Origin of the sequence: Streptomyces pactum (genome assembly GCF_016031615.1) — a bacterium.
Classification (GTDB): Bacteria; Actinomycetota; Actinomycetes; order Streptomycetales; family Streptomycetaceae; genus Streptomyces; species Streptomyces pactus.
In genome coordinates this window covers 596,755-615,607 of sequence record NZ_JACYXC010000001.1, presented here as the reverse complement: position 1 = coordinate 615,607, position 18,853 = coordinate 596,755, and the positions used below count along the sequence as shown (strand labels likewise).

At 76.0% G+C, this 18,853-nt stretch carries 15 protein-coding genes and 1 pseudogene; 7 read left to right on the top strand and 9 right to left on the bottom strand.

The annotated features are described in order from the left end of the window. Nucleotides 1–19: 19 nt before the first annotated feature. Nucleotides 20–673, bottom strand: a complete 654-nt coding sequence (locus IHE55_RS02455; protein ID WP_197987503.1) for a TetR/AcrR family transcriptional regulator — start codon at nucleotides 671–673, stop codon at nucleotides 20–22. Nucleotides 674–747: 74 nt separating this feature from the next. Here IHE55_RS02455 and IHE55_RS02450 point away from each other — a divergent pair, with 74 nt between their 5' ends. Further along, complete coding sequence (locus IHE55_RS02450; protein ID WP_197987502.1) at nucleotides 748–1,926, top strand: FAD-dependent monooxygenase; 1,179 nt, start codon at nucleotides 748–750, stop codon at nucleotides 1,924–1,926. Nucleotides 1,927–2,315: 389 nt separating this feature from the next. On the opposite strand, the gene IHE55_RS02445 is transcribed toward IHE55_RS02450, so the two are convergent. Beyond that, nucleotides 2,316–4,676, bottom strand: coding sequence for a SpoIIE family protein phosphatase (locus IHE55_RS02445; protein ID WP_197987501.1), 2,361 nt, complete (start codon nucleotides 4,674–4,676; stop codon nucleotides 2,316–2,318). 372 nt (nucleotides 4,677–5,048) lie between these two features. Between IHE55_RS02445 and IHE55_RS02440 the strand changes: the two are divergent. Continuing rightward, nucleotides 5,049–5,639: pseudogene (locus IHE55_RS02440) on the top strand (flavin reductase family protein); the annotation flags it as partial. A 353-nt stretch (nucleotides 5,640–5,992) separates the two neighbouring features. Here IHE55_RS02440 and IHE55_RS02435 read toward each other — a convergent pair. Both IHE55_RS02435 and IHE55_RS02430 read right to left on the bottom strand, forming a co-directional pair. Then, nucleotides 5,993–6,868 carry an undecaprenyl-diphosphate phosphatase gene (locus IHE55_RS02435; RefSeq protein ID WP_197987499.1) on the bottom strand — a complete coding sequence of 292 codons (876 nt, stop codon included), beginning with the start codon at nucleotides 6,866–6,868 and terminating at the stop codon, nucleotides 5,993–5,995. 396 nt (nucleotides 6,869–7,264) lie between these two features. Then, nucleotides 7,265–8,035 carry a methyltransferase domain-containing protein gene (locus tag IHE55_RS02430; protein WP_197987498.1) on the bottom strand — a complete coding sequence of 257 codons (771 nt, stop codon included), beginning with the start codon at nucleotides 8,033–8,035 and terminating at the stop codon, nucleotides 7,265–7,267. Nucleotides 8,036–8,148: 113 nt separating this feature from the next. Here IHE55_RS02430 and IHE55_RS02425 point away from each other — a divergent pair, with 113 nt between their 5' ends. Next, nucleotides 8,149–8,694 carry a winged helix-turn-helix transcriptional regulator gene (locus IHE55_RS02425; protein ID WP_197987497.1) on the top strand — a complete coding sequence of 182 codons (546 nt, stop codon included), beginning with the start codon at nucleotides 8,149–8,151 and terminating at the stop codon, nucleotides 8,692–8,694. 91 nt (nucleotides 8,695–8,785) lie between these two features. Here IHE55_RS02425 and IHE55_RS02420 read toward each other — a convergent pair whose 3' ends face one another. The 3 genes from IHE55_RS02420 to IHE55_RS02410 all read right to left on the bottom strand — a co-directional run bounded on the left by IHE55_RS02420 (nucleotide 8,786) and on the right by IHE55_RS02410 (nucleotide 11,340). Continuing rightward, on the bottom strand, nucleotides 8,786–9,628 hold the full coding sequence (locus tag IHE55_RS02420; protein WP_197987496.1) for an alpha/beta fold hydrolase: 843 nt from the start codon (nucleotides 9,626–9,628) through the stop codon (nucleotides 8,786–8,788). Then, a complete protein-coding gene (locus IHE55_RS02415; RefSeq protein WP_197987495.1) occupies nucleotides 9,625–10,218 on the bottom strand; it encodes a TetR/AcrR family transcriptional regulator in 594 nt (197 codons plus the stop codon). The genes IHE55_RS02420 and IHE55_RS02415 overlap by 4 nt, the downstream gene beginning before the upstream one ends. 411 nt (nucleotides 10,219–10,629) lie before the next feature. Beyond that, a complete protein-coding gene (locus IHE55_RS02410; RefSeq protein WP_307826477.1) occupies nucleotides 10,630–11,340 on the bottom strand; it encodes a TVP38/TMEM64 family protein in 711 nt (236 codons plus the stop codon). Between the two features lie 726 nt (nucleotides 11,341–12,066). On the opposite strand from IHE55_RS02410, the gene IHE55_RS02405 reads away from it, so the two are divergent. Then, nucleotides 12,067–13,305 (top strand): GTP-binding protein, encoded by a 1,239-nt coding sequence (locus tag IHE55_RS02405; protein ID WP_197987493.1) that lies wholly within the window; start codon nucleotides 12,067–12,069, stop codon nucleotides 13,303–13,305. 289 nt (nucleotides 13,306–13,594) lie between these two features. Continuing rightward, complete coding sequence (locus IHE55_RS02400) at nucleotides 13,595–14,395, top strand: spermidine synthase (RefSeq protein WP_197991738.1); 801 nt, start codon at nucleotides 13,595–13,597, stop codon at nucleotides 14,393–14,395. Between the two features lie 206 nt (nucleotides 14,396–14,601). Here IHE55_RS02400 and IHE55_RS02395 read toward each other — a convergent pair whose 3' ends face one another. Together IHE55_RS02395 and IHE55_RS02390 are read right to left on the bottom strand one after the other, a co-directional pair. Further along, complete coding sequence (locus IHE55_RS02395; protein WP_197991737.1) at nucleotides 14,602–15,852, bottom strand: MFS transporter; 1,251 nt, start codon at nucleotides 15,850–15,852, stop codon at nucleotides 14,602–14,604. A gap of 159 nt (nucleotides 15,853–16,011) precedes the next feature. Then, nucleotides 16,012–17,196, bottom strand: coding sequence for a DUF8017 domain-containing protein (locus IHE55_RS02390; protein WP_197987492.1), 1,185 nt, complete (start codon nucleotides 17,194–17,196; stop codon nucleotides 16,012–16,014). 82 nt (nucleotides 17,197–17,278) lie between these two features. On the opposite strand from IHE55_RS02390, the gene IHE55_RS02385 reads away from it, so the two are divergent. Both IHE55_RS02385 and IHE55_RS02380 read left to right on the top strand, forming a co-directional pair. Beyond that, the gene (locus IHE55_RS02385; RefSeq protein ID WP_197987491.1) at nucleotides 17,279–17,740 is read left to right on the top strand and encodes a DUF4442 domain-containing protein; all 462 of its coding nucleotides are present in this window, start codon (nucleotides 17,279–17,281) and stop codon (nucleotides 17,738–17,740) included. A 271-nt stretch (nucleotides 17,741–18,011) separates the two neighbouring features. Next, nucleotides 18,012–18,773 (top strand): acyltransferase, encoded by a 762-nt coding sequence (locus IHE55_RS02380; RefSeq protein ID WP_197987490.1) that lies wholly within the window; start codon nucleotides 18,012–18,014, stop codon nucleotides 18,771–18,773. The last annotated feature ends 80 nt before the right edge of the window (nucleotides 18,774–18,853 follow it).

The following is an 18,853-nucleotide window of genomic DNA, read 5'->3' as shown; positions in this document are numbered from 1 at the left end:
GGTACCGGTCCGGCCTTTTTCACCGCCCTGCCGGCAGCATGCCGCGCAGCAGCTCGGTGAGGCCGTCGCGGAGCTCCGCAACGGTGGGCACCACCGCGTGGTACGGGCCGGCCGAGCAGGCGAACAGCACCCCGTCGCACCAGGCCACCACGGCGAGGGTGTGCCGCTCGGGGGCGGGGGAGCCGGCCGCGCGCAGCAGCTCCGCCACCGGTTCCCGGAACGCGGCCCCGGCGGAGTCGTATTTCTCCCGCAGCTCGGGCCGGCGGGTGGCCTCCAGCGCCAGCTCGTAACGGGCGATGAGCAGGTCCCGGTGGTCGGTCAGGGCGCGGTGCAGGGCGGTGGCGATCACCTCGGCGGCCGCCTCCGGACCGGTGGCCGGCCCGCCGTGACCGGCGAGTGCGGCGAGTCCGGTGGGTCCGTCGTGACCGGTGGGACCGGCGAGTCCGAAGACCCGCGCCTCCCGCTCGGCGAGCCGGCGCACCGCCGTGGCGAGCAGCGCCGCCCGGGTGCGGGCGAGGTTTGAGGTCGAGCCCTGCGGCAGCCCGGCGGCCTCGTCCACCGCACGGTGCGTCAGACCGCGCAGACCTCGGGAGGCGAGCAGGCCGATCGCGGTGTCGGCGACGAGTCCGATGCGCGCGGTGCGGTCCGGGCGGCCGGTGGGAGCTGCGGTCATGCGCCTCAATGTACCGCTGCACTACAGGTGTAGTAGCTTGGTGTAACTACACCTGTAGTTTCCCGGGAGGGGACATGGACCAGCACCACGCCGTCGTCATCGGAGCCGGTATCGGCGGACTGACCGCCGCCGCGGCCCTGCACCGCCAGGGCTGGGCGGTCACCGTCCTGGAGCGGTCCGCCTCCCTGGAGCCGGTCGGCGCCGGCATCGCCCTGGCGCCCAACGCGCTCCGCGCCCTGGACACCATCGGCCTCGGCGCACCGGTCCGGGAGCTCAGCGCCTGGCAGGGCGACGGCGGGGTGCGCGCCCCCGGCGGACGGTGGCTGGCCCGGACCGACAGTGCCGCCGCGGCCCGGCGCTTCGGCGACCCGCTCGTCCTGCTGCACCGCGCCACCTTCGTGGACCTGCTGCTCGGCCGGCTCCCCGCGGGCACCGTCCGCACCGCCACCGCCACCGCACTGGTCCGGCCCGGCACACAGACCGAGCCGGCCCGGGTCGCCACCCCCGACGAGGAGATCGAGGCCGACCTGGTGATCGCCGCCGACGGTGTCGGCTCCCGGGTGCGCGGGGCGCTCTTCCCCGGCCACCCCGGCCCGCGGTTCACCGGGTTCACCACCTGGCGCATGGTCGTCCCCGGCCTCGGCCTGCGCTTCCCCCCGCACGAGACCTGGGGCCGCGGCCTGATGTGGGGCAGCCAGCCCCTCAAGGACGGCCGGGTCTACGCCTACGCCGGAGCCCTGGCCCCGGCCGGTGAACGGGAGGCGGACGAACGGGCCGGACTGCTGCGCCGCTTCGGTCACTGGCACCGGCCGATCCCGCGGATCCTGGCCGCCGTGGACCCCGCGGCGGTGCTCCGCCACGACGTCCGGGCCATGACCGTGCCGCTGCCCGCGTACCACCGGGGCCGCACCGCGCTGCTCGGCGACGCCGCGCACGCCATGCCGCCCAGCCTCGGCCAGGGCGGCAACCAGGCCGTCGAGGACGCCGTGGTGCTCGCCCACCGGCTCGCCGCCCCCGCCACCCCGGTCCCCGAGGCGCTCGCCGCCTACACCCGGGACCGGCTGCCCCGCACCACCGAGGTGGTCCGGCGCTCCCTGAAGGCGGCCCGGCTCACCACGCTCGGCAGCCGTCCCGCGGTGATGGCGCGGGACGCCGCGCTCACCGCCGCGCACCTCCTCGCCCCCGGCCTGGCGCTCCGCGCGCTCGACGGCGTCCTCGACTGGACACCGCCGGGCGGCCCGGACGTCGCCTGAGCGCACACCGGGCGGGTACGGGCGGGGCCGGGTGCTGCGCCACCGGGGCGGGTACGGGCCGGGTTCCGGTCAGGTGTCGTGCCCCGGGCGGGTACGGGCCGGGTGGGGATCGCCGCCCGGAGCCCGGCCGCCCAGAGCCCGCCGTGCAGGAGATGCCTGCCGACGGAAGCCGGGCCGTCCCGGCTCTGCTGACGGGCGACAGGGCCGCCCGGAGCCGCCGTGGGGAAAGCCCGCTGACGGCAGCCCGGCTGCCCCGGCCTGCGGGAGCAGGACCCGGCCCTGCCGGGCAGCACCCCGCCCTGCCGGGCAGCACCCCGCCCGACGGGCGGGTGCCGCTCCCCGCCCGGGTCGCTCACCGCACCCGGGTCACCGGGGCGCCCGGGGCCCGGTCACCCCTCCGGCGGGGTCAGCGGCTGCTCGGCCCAGATGGTCTTCCCCTGGCGGCCGTACCGGCTGCCCCAGCGCGTGGTCAGCTGCGCCACCAGGAACAGTCCGCGCCCGCCCTCGTCGGTGGAGCGGGCCCGGCGCAGCCGCGGCTGGGTGTTGCTGGGGTCGGTGACCTCGCACACCAGCACGTCGGAGCGGATGAGCCGGACCCCGACCGGGCCGCCGGCGTACCGGATGGCGTTGGTGACCAGCTCGCTGACCACCAGTTCGGTGGTGAAGGCGAGGTCGGCCAGCCCCCACTCGGTGAGCCGGCCGGTCGTCGCCTCCCGGGCGACGGCCACCGCGGCCGGGTCGGCCGGGAACTCCCACTCGGCGACGTCCTCCGCCGGCACCGCGCGCGGCCGCACCAGCAGCAGCGCGATGTCGTCCCGCGGCGGGCAGCCGCCCAGGTCCGCCAGGAGCCGCCCGCCCAGCTCGTCCACCGGCCGGTCGGGCCGGCAGTGCTCGGTCAGTCCGGCGGTCAGCAGCCGCAGCCCCTCGTCCCGGCCGCCGGCCCGCTCCACCAGCCCGTCGGTGTACATGACCAGCACCCCGCCCGGCGGCAGTTCCACCGTGGTGGTCTCGAAGGGCAGGCCGCCCACCCCCAGCGCAGGGCCGGCGGCGATCTCGACGACCTCGGTGCCGCCGTCGGGGCGGACCAGCAGCGGCGGTTCGTGCCCGGCACTGGCGAAGTCGCAGCGGCGGGTGACCGGGTCGTACACCCCGTACAGGAAGGATGTGCCCACCGCGTCCTGGCCGCCCGGACCGGCCTCCCGGGCCAGTCGCAGCACCAGGTCCTCCACGTGGGTCAGCAGTTCCTTGGGGTCCAGTTCGAGGTCGGCGAGGGTCTGGATGGCGGTGCGGAGCCGGCCCATGGTCGCGGTGGCGTGCAGGCCGCGGCCCACCACGTCGCCGACGACCAGGGCGACCCGCAGCGAGGGCAGCGGGATCACGTCGAACCAGTCGCCGCCGACGCCGCCGCCGGCCGGTAGGTACAGCCCCGCCGTCTCCGCCGCCGGGATGTCGGTCACCGCGGGCGGCAGCAGGCTCTGCTGGAGGGCGATCGCGGTGCGGTGCTCGCGGGTGAACCGGCGGGCGTTGTCCACGGTGACGGCGGCCCGGGAGACGATCTCCCGGAGCAGCGCCGCGTCGTCGGGGCGGAACGGGCCCGACCGCTCGGTCCGCCAGGCCATCACCGTGCCCAGCATCAGCCCGCGGGCGAAGAGGGGGGCCACCGCCAGTGAGCGGCCCTCGGGCGGCACCAGCCGCCGGGCCAGCCCGTCCTGCCGGAACTCGGTGACCGCGCGCTCCCGGTCGGTGAGGACCACCTCGCCCTGCTGCACCCGGCGCAACGCCGGGAAGTCCGGTATCCGCGGCACCCGCTCCCCCTGGGCCAGCAGCCCGTCCGGCCACTCCCCGGTCGCCGAGGCGGTCGCCACCCGGCGCAGCGGATGCTGCCGGGCGCCGAGCGCCTGCGGCGGTTCCTCGCCGGCGAGCACCGCCTCGGCGATGTCCACCCCCACCAGGTCGGCGAAGCCCGGGACCAGGACGCCGGCCACCTGCTCGGCGGTGCTGGTGACGTCCAGCGAGCCGCCGATCCGGGTGGCGGCCTCGTTGAGCAGCGCCAGGTGGTCCCGGGCCCGCTGCCGCGTGGTGACGTCGGCGAGCGCGGAGGCCACCCCCAGCGGACGGCCGCGGTGGTCCTGGAGGCGGAACGCGGACAGCGACACCGTCCGGCTCCGCCGGCCGGGCGTGTCCACCTGCTCCACCCGGTCGAACACCGGCACCCCGGTCTCCAGGACCCGGCGCAGCGTGGCCCGGGCGTCCAGGTCCGGCACGCTGTCGAAGGTGAGCGCCGGGCCGCCGGCCGGGTCGCCGGTCGCGTTGCTCCGCACCGTCCGCAGGGTGGTGTCGTGCAGGCCGATGCCGAACAGGTCCTGGCCGAACACCGCCCGCAGGAGGGAGGCGCCGTAGCTCCAGTCCTCCACCAGCTCCGAGGGCACCGCCGCCACGAGCAGCTCCGCCGAGCCGTCCAGCGGCATGACCCGGAAGGTGACGTCCACCGTCCGGCCGTCACCGCCGTCCAGCAGCACCCGGCCGGAGGGCGGGACGCCTCCCGGACAGCCGGCCGGGCCCGGTGACCCGGCGGTGGCGGCGAGCAGGGTCCTGACCGGACGTCCCAGTACGTCCGCGCCCGGCCGCCCGACCAGCTCCGCGGCGGCGCGGGACCAGCGGACCACCGTGCCGTCCGCGGCCAGCACCGCGGTGGCGACGGCGTCGAAGAGCCCCGACCCGTTTACGGGGGGACCGGTCTGTGCTCCCATCGTGCTCCCGGCCCGGCGGGTGCCTCCCCGCCTGAAGGAGATTGGTTCCCAGTATCCGTGAACCGGGCCGGGGCCGCCCGCCGGGCGGGGTACGCAGGGGCTCGACGGCGGGCCGCGCGGTGCGGCGGGAGGGGTCGGTGGTCCGGTGGTGTCCGGGATGGTCCGGCGGTGCGGTGGCGGGCCGGTGGTGCGGTCCGTGCGGTTGCTCCGGCGGGGTCCGCCGGGCCGGGCCGGTGCGGCGGACCGGACGGGTGCGGTGCGGGGTCCCCCGCCCCGGACCCGGCTGCCGTGGGCGGGCCCTCCGTGGCCGGTGCCGGCCGTACCGGGACGCGGCGGCGGGGCCGGGAGGCCCGGACGGGATACTTGGCTGCCATGCGCATCGATTTCGACCCCGCCCAGCTGGACCGTACCGCGTTCTACCGGCTGCTGACCGCCACCGTGGTGCCCCGGCCGATCGCCTGGGTGTCCACCGTCTCGGCGGACGGCACCGACAACCTGGCACCGCACTCCTTCTTCACCATCGCCTCGGTGGCCCCGCCGGTCGTGCAGTTCACCTCGGTGGGCCGGAAGGACACGCTGCGCAACATCGAGGAGACCGGCGAGTTCACGGTCAGCCTCGCCCCCCGGCACCTGATGGAGCAGATCAACGTGACCGGCACCGACTTCCCGCGCGGGATGAGCGAGTTCGACGCCGCCGGTGTGGAGCGGGAGCCGGGCCTGCGGGTCAAGGCACCGCGGGTGGCCGACTCACCGGTCGCGCTGGAGTGCGAGACCCACAGCATGCTCCGGATCGGCGACTCCACCGTGGTCTTCGGGCGGGTGGTGCACGCGGTCGTGGACGCGGCTGCCCTGGTCGACGGGCATCCGGAGATCACCCGGCTCGACCCGCTCAGCCGGCTGGGCAAGGACGAGTGGGGCGCCCTCGGCGAGGTGCTGGAGCTGCCCCGCCCCCGCTACGCGGACCGGACCACCGGGGACGGCGGGGGCCTGACGGCCGGGCGGGCCGTGCGGGGCAGGGCGCCCCGGCCGGTGCCCACCGCCCCCGGCCCGTGCCCGGTCGCCCCGGCCCGCGCCCACCGGCGCCCGGGCCCGTACCCCGCGGGACTCAGCCGTCCGCCCGGCGGGACCCGGCCCGTCCCGGAGTGCCGGAGGTCCGCCGGGCGTGGTCGTGGGGCCGGACACCGACGGGCCCCGGTCCGTACCGGTGCGGTACGGACCGGGGCCCGGTGACGCTCGTGGGGCCGGCGGGCGTCGGCCCCACGAGCGGAAGAGGGAGGGGAACCGGGGCCGGTCGCGGCGCGCCGGACCCGGGGCGGTCAGTCGCCCGACTCGCCGGCGTGCGGGCTGAGTGTGTCGGTGCCGACCAGCGCGAAGATGAGCAGGCCGAGCAGGATGCGGTAGATCACGAACGGCATGAAGCTCTTCGTGGTGATGAACTTCATGAACCAGGCGATCACCGCGTATCCCACCACGAAGGCGATGATCGTGGCGAAGATCGTCGGGCCCCAGGACACGTGGCCGCCCTCGGCGGCGTCCTTCAGTTCGAAGGTTCCCGAGGCGAGCACCGCGGGGATGGCCAGCAGGAAGGAGTAGCGGGCCGCCGCCTCCCGGGTGTAGCCCATCAGCAGGCCGCCGCTGATGGTGGCGCCGGACCGGGACACCCCGGGGATCAGGGCCATCGCCTGGCAGACACCGAAGATCAGGCCGTCCTTGGCGCTCAGCTCCTGGAGCGTCTTGCGCTGCTTGACGGCCCGGTGCCGGCCGCCGGTCTCGTCCCGGGCGGCCAGCCGGTCGGCCAGGCCCAGCACGATGCCCATCACCACCAGGGTGGTGGCCGTCAGCCGCAGATCACGGAATGGGCCCTCGATCTGGTCCTTGAGGGTCAGGCCGAGGACGCCGATCGGGATCGAGCCGATGATCACCAGCCAGCCCATCTGGGCGTCGTGGTCGGAACGCATCCGCTTGTCGGTGAGCGAGCGCAGCCACGCCGTGACGATCCGGGCGATGTCCTTGCGGAAGTAAATCAGCACGGCGGCCTCGGTGCCGATCTGGGTGATGGCGGTGAAGGCCGCCCCCGGGTCCTCCCAGCCCGCGAACGCCGCGGTGAGCCGCAGGTGCGCGCTGGAGGAGATCGGCAGGAACTCGGTCAGCCCCTGAACGAGCCCGAGGATGAGTGATTCGAACCAAGACATGAAACTAGGCCATCCAGGTGATGATCGAGCCCCCACCGGCGTCCTCGCGGGTCAGGGGCTGGTTGTGGGCTGCCAGACGGTGGCGGTATACGCGTTCGATCATGTGGATGGGGCTGTGGCCTTACTCATGCTGACCCTTTACGGACTGGGCTGACGGCGTGTCAGCTTCACTGGATGGCCGTGGCGCGGTAACGGACGATGATCGCGCGCCAGTCGGGAGGCAGCGTAGCGTCCCCCGGCGGGGCACCGGGCACAGCCCCCTCCCGGGACGCCCTCGTGCCCGGAGCCGCCCGGCGCCCGGCGGGTGCGGGGCGCCGGACGGCTCCGGGCGGGACGGCGGGGAGGGCGCGGCGGCCGGCCGGCGCGCGTCCGCGGGCGCCCGCCGGCCGTGCCGGGTCACCCCTTGCGGGCGTACCCCAGGTAGGTCACCAGCGGCCGGGCCTGGGGCGCCAGCACGAAGTCCACGATCGGCGGGATCTGCTCGTCGGTGATCCGGCCCTTGCGGCGGGCGAGCACGGCCTTCACCAGGGACGGCGGGTTCTTCGGCTTGAAGTCGCAGACGTCCTCGTTGTGCAGCCCGTGGCGGGCCAGCGCGGCGGTCATCTCGTCCGGGGTGCGGAGCCGGTCGGCGGCGTACCGGCCGGGCGGCATGATCCGGGTCATCGGGATGGCCTGGAAGGCGCCGAGGTAGATGAGCCGGGAGAGCGGGGTGCGGTTGACCGTGTCGTAGAGGAGCACCCCACCGGGCCGCAGCACCCGGGCGGCGTGCTCGATCACCTGGTCCAGCCGGGACGTCACCTCGAAGGTGTCCGCGTAGTAGGCGAGGTCGAAGGCCGCGTCCTCGACGTCCAGGGTCTCCGCGGCCGAGGTGCGGTGGGTGACCGCCAGCCCCTCCCGCTCCGCCGCCGTGCGGGCCAGCTCGGTCGCCGTCGCCGACGGGTCCACCGAGAGCACGTCGAAGCCGAGCCGGGCCAGTCCGTGCGGCAGCACCCCCCGGCCGCCGCCCACCACCAGCAGCCGGCTGCCGGCCGCGTCCAGTCCCAGCTTCCGGAGCGTGCCGGTGACGTACTCCAGGCGCGCGTCCTGGAAGCTCACCGCCCTGATCTGCCGGCCGTCCACCGCCTCGGGGGAGGGCGAGTCGAGCTCGATGCGCAAAGCACTGGCCATCGGTTTCTCCCTCAACTCGTCACGCGGCGGGCCGCGGACCTCGGTCTCTCCGGGTTCCCTCGGGGAACCTTACACCTTGCGTTCCCTCGGGGAACCCGAGGTACCGTCGGGTCATGACCCGTACCCCGCTCGCCGGTGTGGCCTGCTCGATCGCCCGTGCCACCGATCTGTTCGGGGACGCCTGGACCGCGCTGATCATGCGGGACGTCCTGCTGGGGGTGACCCGGTTCGACGACCTCGCCGAGGACCTGGGGATCTCCCGCAAGGTGCTCGCCGCCCGGCTGGCCCGGCTGGTGGAGGAGGGCGTCCTGGAACGCCGGCGCTACCAGGACCGGCCGCCCCGGGAGGACTACCGGGCCACCGAGAAGGGCCGGGAGCTGTACCCGGTGCTGCTCGCGCTGATGAACTGGGGCGACCGCTGGTGCGCCGACGGGTCCGGTCCGCCGGCCCGGGTCCACCACCTCGGCTGCGCGCGGGACACCACCGCGGTGACCGTCTGCGCCCACTGCGGGGAGCCGCTGACCACCGGGAACACCGTCCAGCTGCCCGGGCCCGGCGGCCGCACCGGGCCGGGCACCCGGGTGCTCGGCCCGCTGCTGGAGACCCGGGAGCCGATATCCGCGGACCCGGCGGGGGCGGGACCGGACCCCCGGGGGTGACGGGGCGGAGCGGCCGGCCGGGTTGACGGGCCGTCCGGGCCGGACGACGCACGAACGGGTCCTGGCGGCGGGACCGGCTTCGCGGACTCCTTCACGCCTCTCCGGGCGCGTGGAATGCCGTGCGAAGCAGTGCGCCGAACTCGGTGGGGTGTGTGGTCAGCCCGATGTGCCCACCGGGAAAGTGCAGGAGTCCGGTGCCGAGACGCTCGGCCAGGAAGGCGGCCGGACGGTAGGGAAGCTCGCCGCGCGAATCCTGTCCGCCGGCGAGCACGAGCCGGTCCGACAGGGCCTTGAGGCGGTGGATGTCGGGGACGTAGGACATGAAGCTCGGCACGATGCGTCCGAGGAAGTACGGCAGGTCGCGCATGATCTGCTCGGCCTGTTCCGCCGCCTGCGGCGGGAGCTCGGTCTCGGACTCGGTGGTGTCACCGTCCTTCCGCATGCCTGCCGCGAACACCGCCATCGCCGGCATCAGCCCCTGGTCGCGGAAGGTGTCCTGCACGCGCGCGAGGAGTGCGCGGTGCGCGGCGGCGTCCGGGAGGACCTCCACCACCGGCGGTTCGTGCGCGATGACACGTTCCAGGCGTTCCGGGTGGGTGCTGAGCAGATGCAGGGCGGTGATCGCCCCCGAACTGGCGCCGAACACCCGGCCGGGCTCATCGGGCGACAGCGCGTCGAGCAGCCGGAAGGCATCCTCGGCGTGCTCCTCCACCCTCTGTTCGGCCTCGGGATCGTCCAGCACACTCCGGGACATCCCTCGCGGGTCATAGGAAACCACCGTGTAGGTGTCGGCCAGGTCGGCGGCCACTGTGGCCAGGGAGGCCGCTCCGCCCGTTCCTCCTGGGATCAGCAGCAGGAGCGGGCCCTGGCCGCGCACCTCGTAGTGCAGGGTCGCGCCGTTCACGCGCAAGGTCCCGATGGTCGGCTCGGTCATGCCGGGTCTCTCTCTTCGAACGAGGGCCAGTGCTCCAGAAGGGTGTGGAGGGCGTCGAGTGCGCGGACCCAGGAATCCTGCGACGGGCGGCGGTGCGCGAAACCGCCTGCCGCCTCCAGGGCAACGAACCCGTGGAACGTGCTGCGCAGCAGCCGGACCGCGTCGGTCAGATCCGGTTCGGCCAGTCCGTAACCGCGCAGCATGCCGTACGTCAGCTCGACCGCACGCCGCGGACCCGGCGCGTTCGCGGCCAGCTCGGGATCGATCTCGATCGGGACCTGTGTCGCCGTATAGCGACCCGGGTGCCGGCGGGCGTAGTCACGCCAGGCGTCCGCGAACGCGACCAGCGCGTCCTTGCCCGCCCGCCCGGCCGTTGCCTCCGCGATGCGGATCGTCTTTTCGTCCGACGCCAGCAGCGCGATGCGCCCACGCAGATCCTCAAGCCCGCGAACGTGCGTGTAGAGACTCGCGTCCTTCACCCCGAGCCGCCTCGCCACGTGAGACATGGTCAGCCGATCGAACCCGACCTCGTCCGCCAGCTCGGCGCCGGCGATCGTCACCCGCTCCGCCGTCAGCCCGGCCCGCGCCATATCCGCCCACCTTCCCTTCCTAGGGTCATTAGTTTTAACCTAATGCTCCTAGGAAAGCAATCGGCGAAGAGGCTCACCGAAGCCGCCCGCGACCTGCCCGACCCTGGCCGTTCGACAGGGGTGACGGGGCGGCCGGGCCGGACGACGCACGAACGGGTGCGGGCGGCGGCGGGACGGGCCCGGGACGAACCTCGGCGCGGCGTGCCGAGGTGGCGGGCCGGCGTGCCGACAAATGAGGGGACGCCCGCGTCACCGGGAGGCGGAGGCCCCGGGACGTGCGGGAGGTCGCCGGACGCCGCGAGGCGGCCCCGGCGGCGGAACGCCCCGGACGCGGGCCCCGGTCCGTGCGGACCCGTGGACGACGAGGAGTCCGGGAGGCGGAGGCGCGAGGAGTCCGGGGGACGGGCGCGGCTACCGGCCGGCCGCGGTCTGCAGCCGGCCCCGGCGGCGCCAGCCCACGGCCGCCGCGACCAGCCCGGTGAGGACGATGAAGCCCATCGCGGCGACGAACACCGGCGAGGTGGGGGAGGCGGCCCGGCTGCCCGCCACCACGTAGGCGGCGGTGTTGGGGACGCTGCCCAGCCCGGTGGCGATCAGGAACGGCAGCCAGCCCATACGGGAGACCGCCGCGCAGTAGTTGGCCGCCGCGAACGGCACGCCGGGGAAGAGCCGCAGCGCCAGCATGGACCGGAAACCGTGCCGGGAGAGCTGGCGGTCGGCCGCCGTCAGCCAGCGCCCCCGCACCAGCGGGCGCAGCGCGTCCTGCCCCAGCAGCCGCCCCAGCCCGAACGCGATCCCGGCCCCCAGCACCGTGCCCACCACCGCGCCCGGCAGACCCGCCTGGGCGCCGAACAGCGCGCCCGCCGCCAGGTTCAGCAGCGGCCGGGGCACCAGGGCGGCGGTACACACCCCGTACAGCAGCGCGAAGAGCGCCACCGCGGTGGTGCCGGAGAGCCGCTCCGGCCACCCGTCGGAGATCAGCCGCTGCGGCTCCCACATCACGACCGCCGTCGCCGCCCCGGCCAGCAGCAGCACGAGCAGCGCCAGCCGCGCCCATGGCGAGAGCAGCGCGCGGGCGCAACGGCGGGCCGGAGTACGGGGCGGAGTGACGGCATCGAGCACCGGAGGAGCGTAACCGACCTCGGCCCGACCGCACCCCTGTTCGGAAGCCTTGGGACAGAAACCGGACATTCAGTCGATCATGGCCCGGCGGGGCGACGATCGCCACCGCCGGGGCCCACCGCCGCGGGCCCACCGGCCCGGACCGCCGGGGAATCGTGGACGTACCGGCACGGCGGTCTTCGATGAGCCGGTACGGCCCGCCGGTCCTGCGGTCCCCGAGGAGCGGCCGGCCCGTCGGCCGGTGGACCGGCCGGCGGACCGGAAAACCGATCGACGCGCACCGTGCCGTCGGCCATGATCAACGCCATCCTCCGGGACATCGCCGGAGGCCGGGACCCAGGAGACCCCCTGATGTGCCGGAGCCGGTCCCGCCCGGTCGCCGCCCCCGCCGCCCTCCTCCGCCGCCTCTCCCCATGTCTCCCCTTCTCCCCGTCTTCTCCTCCTCCCCGCTCCCGCCTCCCCGCTTCGGCCTCCCCGCTCCACCGCTCCCTCCGGTCCCCTCTCTCCCGCCCTCTCCCTCCCCCCTCTCCGTGTTCCTCCCTGTCTCTCCTGCCTGCTCCCGTCGGTCCGTCCTCGCCCGGAGTCCCGCCGCACCTCCGCTCACCGCCGCGGACACCCGGCCCCGCCGCCCCCTTCGCGCGCCGGAACCGAAGGACCGGTGACGCGGAGGGCGGTCACCCCTCAGTCCGGCGCCCCGTCCCCCTGCCCGAGGAAGGAACGTCAGCCATGTCCCGGCAGAGCCCCGCGCGCACCAAGCCGCACCTCAACATCGGCACCATCGGCCACCTCGGCCACGGCAAGACCACGCTCACCGCGGCCATCACCGCCGTCCTCGGCAGACCCGGCGCGGGCCGGGCGGGCGTCCCGCCGTACGGGCCCGCCGAGGGTGTGGTGCCGGACGCCGGCGGTGCCGTGCCGGACGCCGGCCGCGACACACCCGGCCGCCCCGTCGAGTACGAGACCGGGACCCGGCACTACGCCCACACGGACCTGCCCGGGCACCCGGACCTCGTCCCGGCCGTGATCGCCGGTGCCAGCCAGCTGGACGGCGTGATCCTGGTGGTCTCGGCCACCGACGGCGTGATGCCGCAGACCGCCGAGCACCTGCTCCTCGCCCGTCAGGCCGGGGTGGACCACGTGGTGGTGGCCCTCACCAAGACGGAGGCGCTCGCCCCGGACTCCACCGGTCGGGCCGAGCCGGCGGTCCGGGCCCTGCTGTCCGCCCACGGCTACCCGGGCCGGTCGGCACCGGTGGTCCGGGTCTCCGCCGCCGGAGCGCTGGCGGGGGATCCCCGCTGGACCGGGACGGTCGAGGCGCTGCTGGACGCCGTGGACACCTATCTGCCCACGCCGCTGCGGTACGGCCAGGCTCCCTTCCTGCTGCCGGTCCAGACGGCGGCCACGGTCCCCGGCCGGGGGACGGTGGTCACCGGGACCGTGGAGCGCGGCACCGTGCGCGCCGGCGACCGGGTGGCACCGCTGGGCCTCGGGGACGCCGGGGCCGGGCCCGCCCCGGTGGCCGTGGTCGAGACCGTGCGGGCCTTCGGCGGAGCGGTGGAGTACGCCGAGGCCGGTGATGCGGTGGCGGTGCTGCTGCGCGGGGCGGGGCCCGGGGCGGTACGGCCCGGCCAGGTGCTGGCCGCCCCCGGCAGCCTGGTGCCGTGCCGCCGCTTCACCGCCCGGGTCCAGACGCCGCCCGGCGCGGACGACGGCGCCGGCCCGGTACGGCTCGCCGCGGCGCGCGCCCCGTTCACCACCCGGGCCCGGCCGCGGTTCCACCTCCGCACCGCGGACGTCCCCGGTGTGGTGGACCTCGCCGCGGCGGGCCCCGGGCTCCCGGACCGGGCGCTCACCATGACCGTCGAACTCGGCAGCGCGGTGCCGCTGGAGCCGGGGCTGGGCTTCGCGGTCCGGGCGGGCGGGCGGACGGTCGGGGCCGGCACCGTGATCACCGTCCTCGACTGACCGGCACCGGCGGGCGCGCAGGGTACCCGCCGGAACGCCGTCACCTCGCGCCACCGCCGGCCCGCCATCCCTCCGGGGCCGCCGGCGCGGTGGCCACCGCCGCCGGCCCGCGCCCGGCCCGCACCGACGGTCCCCGTCCCCGCCGGTCAGGCGCGGTCCGGCAGCGGTACCCGCCGGCCCGCGGCGGGTTCGCGCCCCGGCGCCCCGGCACAATGGAGAGGTGGACGACGACGCGGCGGACGAGCCGATACCCCTGATCCGGACCGTGGACCGCGGCACCGCCAAGCTGATGCCCGACACGGACCGGCGCCGCGGCTGGCTGCTCACCATGGACGGCTCGCCCCAGTCGTACGTGGACCTCGACGACCCCACCCACCTGGAGTTCGAGTACGTGCGGAGAATGGCGGCGGTACTGGACACCGCCGCGCCGCCCGGCGAACCCCTGGACGTGCTGCACCTGGGCGGCGGCGCGCTCACCATGCCGCGCTATGTGGCGGCCACCCGTCCCGGCTCGCACCAGCGGGTGATCGAGGCCGACCGGGCCCTGATCGACCTGGTCGCCGGGGAACTGCCGCTGCCGCCCGGCACCGGGATCGAGGTGCGGGCCGCGGACGCCCGCGCCGCGCTGGAGACCTGGGCGCCCGGCTCCGTCGACGTCGTGGTCGGCGACGTGTTCGGCGGCTCCCGGGTGCCCGCCCACCTGACCACGGTGGAGTACGCCCGCGCCGTGGCCCGTGCGCTCCGCCCCGGCGGCCGGTACGTGGCCAACCTCGCCGACGGGGCGCCGTTCCCGTTCCTCCGCTCCCAGCTGGCCACCTTCGGCACCGTCTTCGGCCAGCTGTGCCTGATCGCCGAGCCGGGCATGCTCCGCGGCCGGCGGTTCGGCAACGCGGTCCTGGTGGCCTCGGACGCCGAACTGCCGGTGGCCGCTCTGGCCCGGCGGACGGCGGCCGACGCGTTTCCCGCCAGGGTGGAGTACGGGCCGGAGCTGGACCGCTTCATCGCCGGGGCCGAGCCGGTCCCGGACGCGGCGGCGGCACCCTCCCCGCCCCCGCCGGACGGCACGTTCGGCATCGGCGGCGGGTCCTGACCCGGAACACCACCGGCCTCGGTGGGACGTACCCCCGCCGACCGCCCCCGCCTGACATCGCCCTGCCCGGTGCCGGCGTCCGCCGGCATCGCACGCCGCCGGCCCCCCGGCGCCGTCCCTGCCGCTCCCGCCGGCCCCGGGCGCCGGCCGGGCATCGGACCCCGGGCGCCCGGCATCGGCGCCCGGCGCTGCCGGCGAGGCCGGTCTCAGCGCCCGGTCTCCCCGGCCGGGACGCCGGCGGCGTCGGCCTCCCGGCCGTCCACCGGACCCCCGGCGGCCGCGGGCGCGGGGGAGCGGCGGGTGAGCCGCCGCACCTCGGGAACGGTCAGCACCGCCGCGGTGAGGGCCACGGTGAGCGCCGCACAGCCCCACAGCGCGGTCGTCCGGCCCACCGCGGTCTCGGCCGGGCCGGCCAGCGCGGTCGCCACCGGCATCATGGACACCGACCCGAACCAGTCGTAGGCGGAGACCCGGGACAGCTTCTCCTCCGGTATCTCCTGGTGCAGCGCGGTCATCCAGGAGACCCCGAACACCTCGATCGACGCGCCGCTGACGAACATCACCACGATCAGCAGCGACAGCGGCAGGGGGACCGCGAGCGCCGCCGAGGGCAGGGCGAACGGGAACACGCACAGGGTGCCGGCCAGCAGCAGCCGGCGCGGCTTCCAGCGGGTCATCAGCAGCCCGCCGAGCACCGTCCCGGCCCCGAAGGCGGCGAGCGCCATGCCCCAGGAGCGGGCGCCGCCCAGATGGTCCTCGGCCACCAGCGGCCCGTACACCGCGTCCGCCGCGCCGATCACCGCGTTCACCACCGAGAACTGCACGACGATGCTCCACAGCCACCGCCGGGAGGCCACCTCCCGCCAGCCCTCGCGCATATCGTGGAGCATGCCGGTGCCGGCCACGCGCTCCCGGATGTGGCTGACGTCGAGGAAGGCGCGGAGCGCCCCGGCCACCGCGAACGCCGCCGCGTCGATGGCCAGCACCCAGCCGGGGCCCACCGCCGCGATGAGCGCGCCGCCCAGCGCGGCGCCGCCGATCTGCGCCCCCTGCATGCCCATCCGGAAGTAGGCGAACGCCTTCGCGGCCTGCTCGCCGGTGACGCTGGACAGCAGCATGCCCTCGGCGGCCGGGGCGAAGAACGCCTGCCCGGTGCCGCCGAGCGCGGAGAGCAGCGCCATCTGCCACAGCCGGGCCTCGCCGGTGAGCACCAGCACCGCGAAGAGCGCCTGGGAGACGCAGTTGAGCGCGTTGGCGGCGACCATCACCCGGTGGCGCGGCAGCCGGTCCGCCACCGCGCCGCCGATCAGCAGGAAGAGCACCAGCGGCGCGGTGCGCGCCGCGGCCACCAGGCCCACGTCGCCACCGTCCCCGCCCGCCTCCAGCACCGCGAACGCCGCCGCGACCAGTGCCCCGGAGCTGCCCAGGCCGGTCACCACGGCGGCGGCGGTGAGCAGGGTGTAGTTACGGCCCGCCCAGGCGGGGCGGCGGGTGGTCCGGGCGGCGGGGGGCGGGAGTGGTCACCAGGAGGACTATCCCTGGTGCCCGCCCCGCCGACCAGGCGTTTTCGCGCAGGGCTCAACGGGGACCGCGCCCCGGGCCGGGGCCGGGCGGGGTCAGGAGCGCTTCAGCGGGCGCAGGGTGCTCATGATCTTTTTGATGGTGGCGTCCGGCACCTCGCCCTCGACCCCGGTGGCGGCGTGCAGCACCCAGGTCGCGTAGTCGCCGTTGGCGTCGGTGTAGGTGACCGCGAACGCCTTGCCGTCGGTGGTGCACTTGTTCTTCTTCTTCACCCCGGTCGCGACCGCCTTGGCCACGTAGCCCTTGAGGCCGTGGTCGCTGGTGAACGGCTTGCTCTCGGACTCGACCAGGCGGCGGTCGCCCGTCTCGGCCTGGTCGTAGCCGGCGAACACCCAGTTCAGGGCCTCGTTCCGGGCCGCTTCCCGCTCCGACCGGGCGCCCTGGGCGCCCTTGGTCCCGGTGCCGGCCAGGGCGCTGGTCTCCTTGTACCCGTCCTTCTTCTCCACCGTGCAGTAGCCGTCCTTGTAGGACGCCGGGGAGGACATGGCCACCAGCATCTTCAGGCCCGACTCGTCCTTGTCGTCACCGAAACCGGTGGACCAGTCCGAGCCCTTGACCTCCCAGCCCGGCGGTACGTCGAAGGCGTTGTGGCGCTTGGGGTTCACCACCACCTGCCAGCCCGGTATCACCGGCTCCGCCTTGCTGCCCGAGCCGCCGGTGCGCGGGTTGTCCGTGTCGTCCGGGGCCGGGGAGCCGGTCGGGTCCTCCCCGGGCTCCGGTCCGGTGGACCTCGCCGGCGGGGTGGTGCTCGGGGACGCGTCACCGCCGGCCGAGGCGTCCTGGTCGCCGTTCCCGCGCAGCACCACGGTCCCGGTCACCACCGCCGCGGCCACCACGGCGGCTGCCGCCGCGATCGCGACGGTCCGGGTGCGCTTCCGGTCACCCCGCGGCGGTTGCGGCGGTGGCCCGGCGGGACCGCCGGGCGCGCCCCAGCCGGCCGGGTCGCCCGGCGGGGGGCCGCCGGCCGGCTGCTGGTACGGGTTGGGCTGCTGGTACGGGTTCGGCTGCTGCGGCTGGGGCTGCTGATACGGGTGGGGCTGTGGCTGCTGGTACGGGTGGGGCTGGGGCGGGTGGTACGGATCCGGCGGGCCCGGCTGCTGGTACCCCGGCTGCCCGTAGGGGCCGGTGCCGTGCGGCTGCGGGGCCCCCGGCGGCTGCCGGTACGGGTTCGGGTCCTGCGGGTTCTGCTCGCCCCCGGGCGGCTGCTGTCCTGGCCACATGGCCAGTAACGATAAGGGCGGCCGCGCCCGGCGGCCATGCCCGGCCTTTCCCCCGCTGGCTACCGGCTGGTAACTTGCCGCCATGTCACAGACCCAGCCGTCGATCGGCGAGATGCTCGCGGCCACGGTGCCCATGGTGCGCACCCTCAACCTGGAGTTCGTGGAGACCTCCGCCGAGCGCGCCGTGCTGCGCCTGCCGGACCAGCCGGACTTCCACAACCACGTCGCCGGGCCGCACGCCGGGGCGATGTTCACGCTCGCCGAGTCCGCGAGCGGGGCCGTCGTGCTCGCCGCCTTCGCCGGACAGCTGCACCGTGCGGTGCCGCTGGCGGTGCGCGCCGAGATCGCGTACAAGAAGCTCGCCAAGGGGCCCGTCACCGCCAGCGCGCACCTCGGCCGGCCGGCCGCCGAGGTGGTCGCCGAGCTGGACGCGGGCGAGCGCCCGGAGTTCCCGGTCCGCATCGAGATCACCCGGGAGGACGGGGCGGTCACCGGGGAGATGACGATCGTCTGGACGCTGCGACCGAACGCCCCCGGTCGTTGAGTCGAGGCCCCGGGCGCGGGCCCACCGCTCCGGCTGCCGCGGGCCGTCCCGGGCGGCGATGACATCGACGCGCCGCGAGCCGCAGGGGCCTTCGCCGTCCCCCGGTTCCCCGGTTTCACGGAGGCCGCCCACCGGAGGGCGGCCTTCCTTCCGTCCGCCCTCGGAGTCGGCTCCGGCCCGAACCCGCCGGGCGCCGGGCCGGGGCGGCGCGCCGGGGGAGTGGCCGACCGGGGTGTTACCCGCCGGTCACTTCGCCGGATACGGTGGGCCGGTGCGGACAAACCAGAACGTGTTCTCATCGCTCGCCGCCGCGCGGCGCCGGGCCGTCTCCCGCGCGGTGCACCGCGGGTGGCGGTGGATGCGCGACACCGGCGCCGTCACCGCCGAGCGCCCGGGCCCGTACCGCTTCCGGCGCATCGGCACCGGTACCCGGCTCGCATTTCCGCCGGGCACGGTGTTCGGGGAGCCGTGGATCGAACTGGGCGACCACTGCGTCATCGGGGAGCAGGTCACCCTCACCGCGGGCATGATGCCCGGCCTCGACCTCGGACCCGACCCGGTCCTCCGGCTCGGCGACGGGGTGGTACTGGGCCGCGGCAGCCACGTTGTCGCCTCCCGCCCGGTGGTGATCGAGCGCGACGTGTTCTGCGGCCCGTACGTGTACATCACCTCCGACAACCACTCCTACGACGATCCGGAGCAGCCGGTCGGCCGCCAGTGGCCGCGCAGCGCACCGGTGACCATCGGGGCCGGCAGCTGGCTCGGCGCGGGCGCCGTCGTGCTGCCGGGTGCCCGTCTCGGTCGGAACGTGGTGGTCGCGGCCGGCGCCGTGGTGCGGGGCGAGGTACCGGACCACGCGGTGGTCGCCGGCGCCCCGGCGAAGGTCGTCCGCCGCTGGACCGCCGCGGCCGGCTGGCAGCCGCCGCTGCGCACCCCCGCCCCGGTCCCGGTGCCGGAGGGCGTCACCTCCGCGCAGCTGCTGGCACTCGCCGAGGCCGCCGGCCGCCCCGACCCGGTGCGGCCGGCCGAGTAGGGCCGGTCGGCCGCCGGGGCCCGGCAGCGCCGTGCGCACCGGCGCGGTCCGTCGCCCGGGGTCCGCGCAGCCGTTCACGC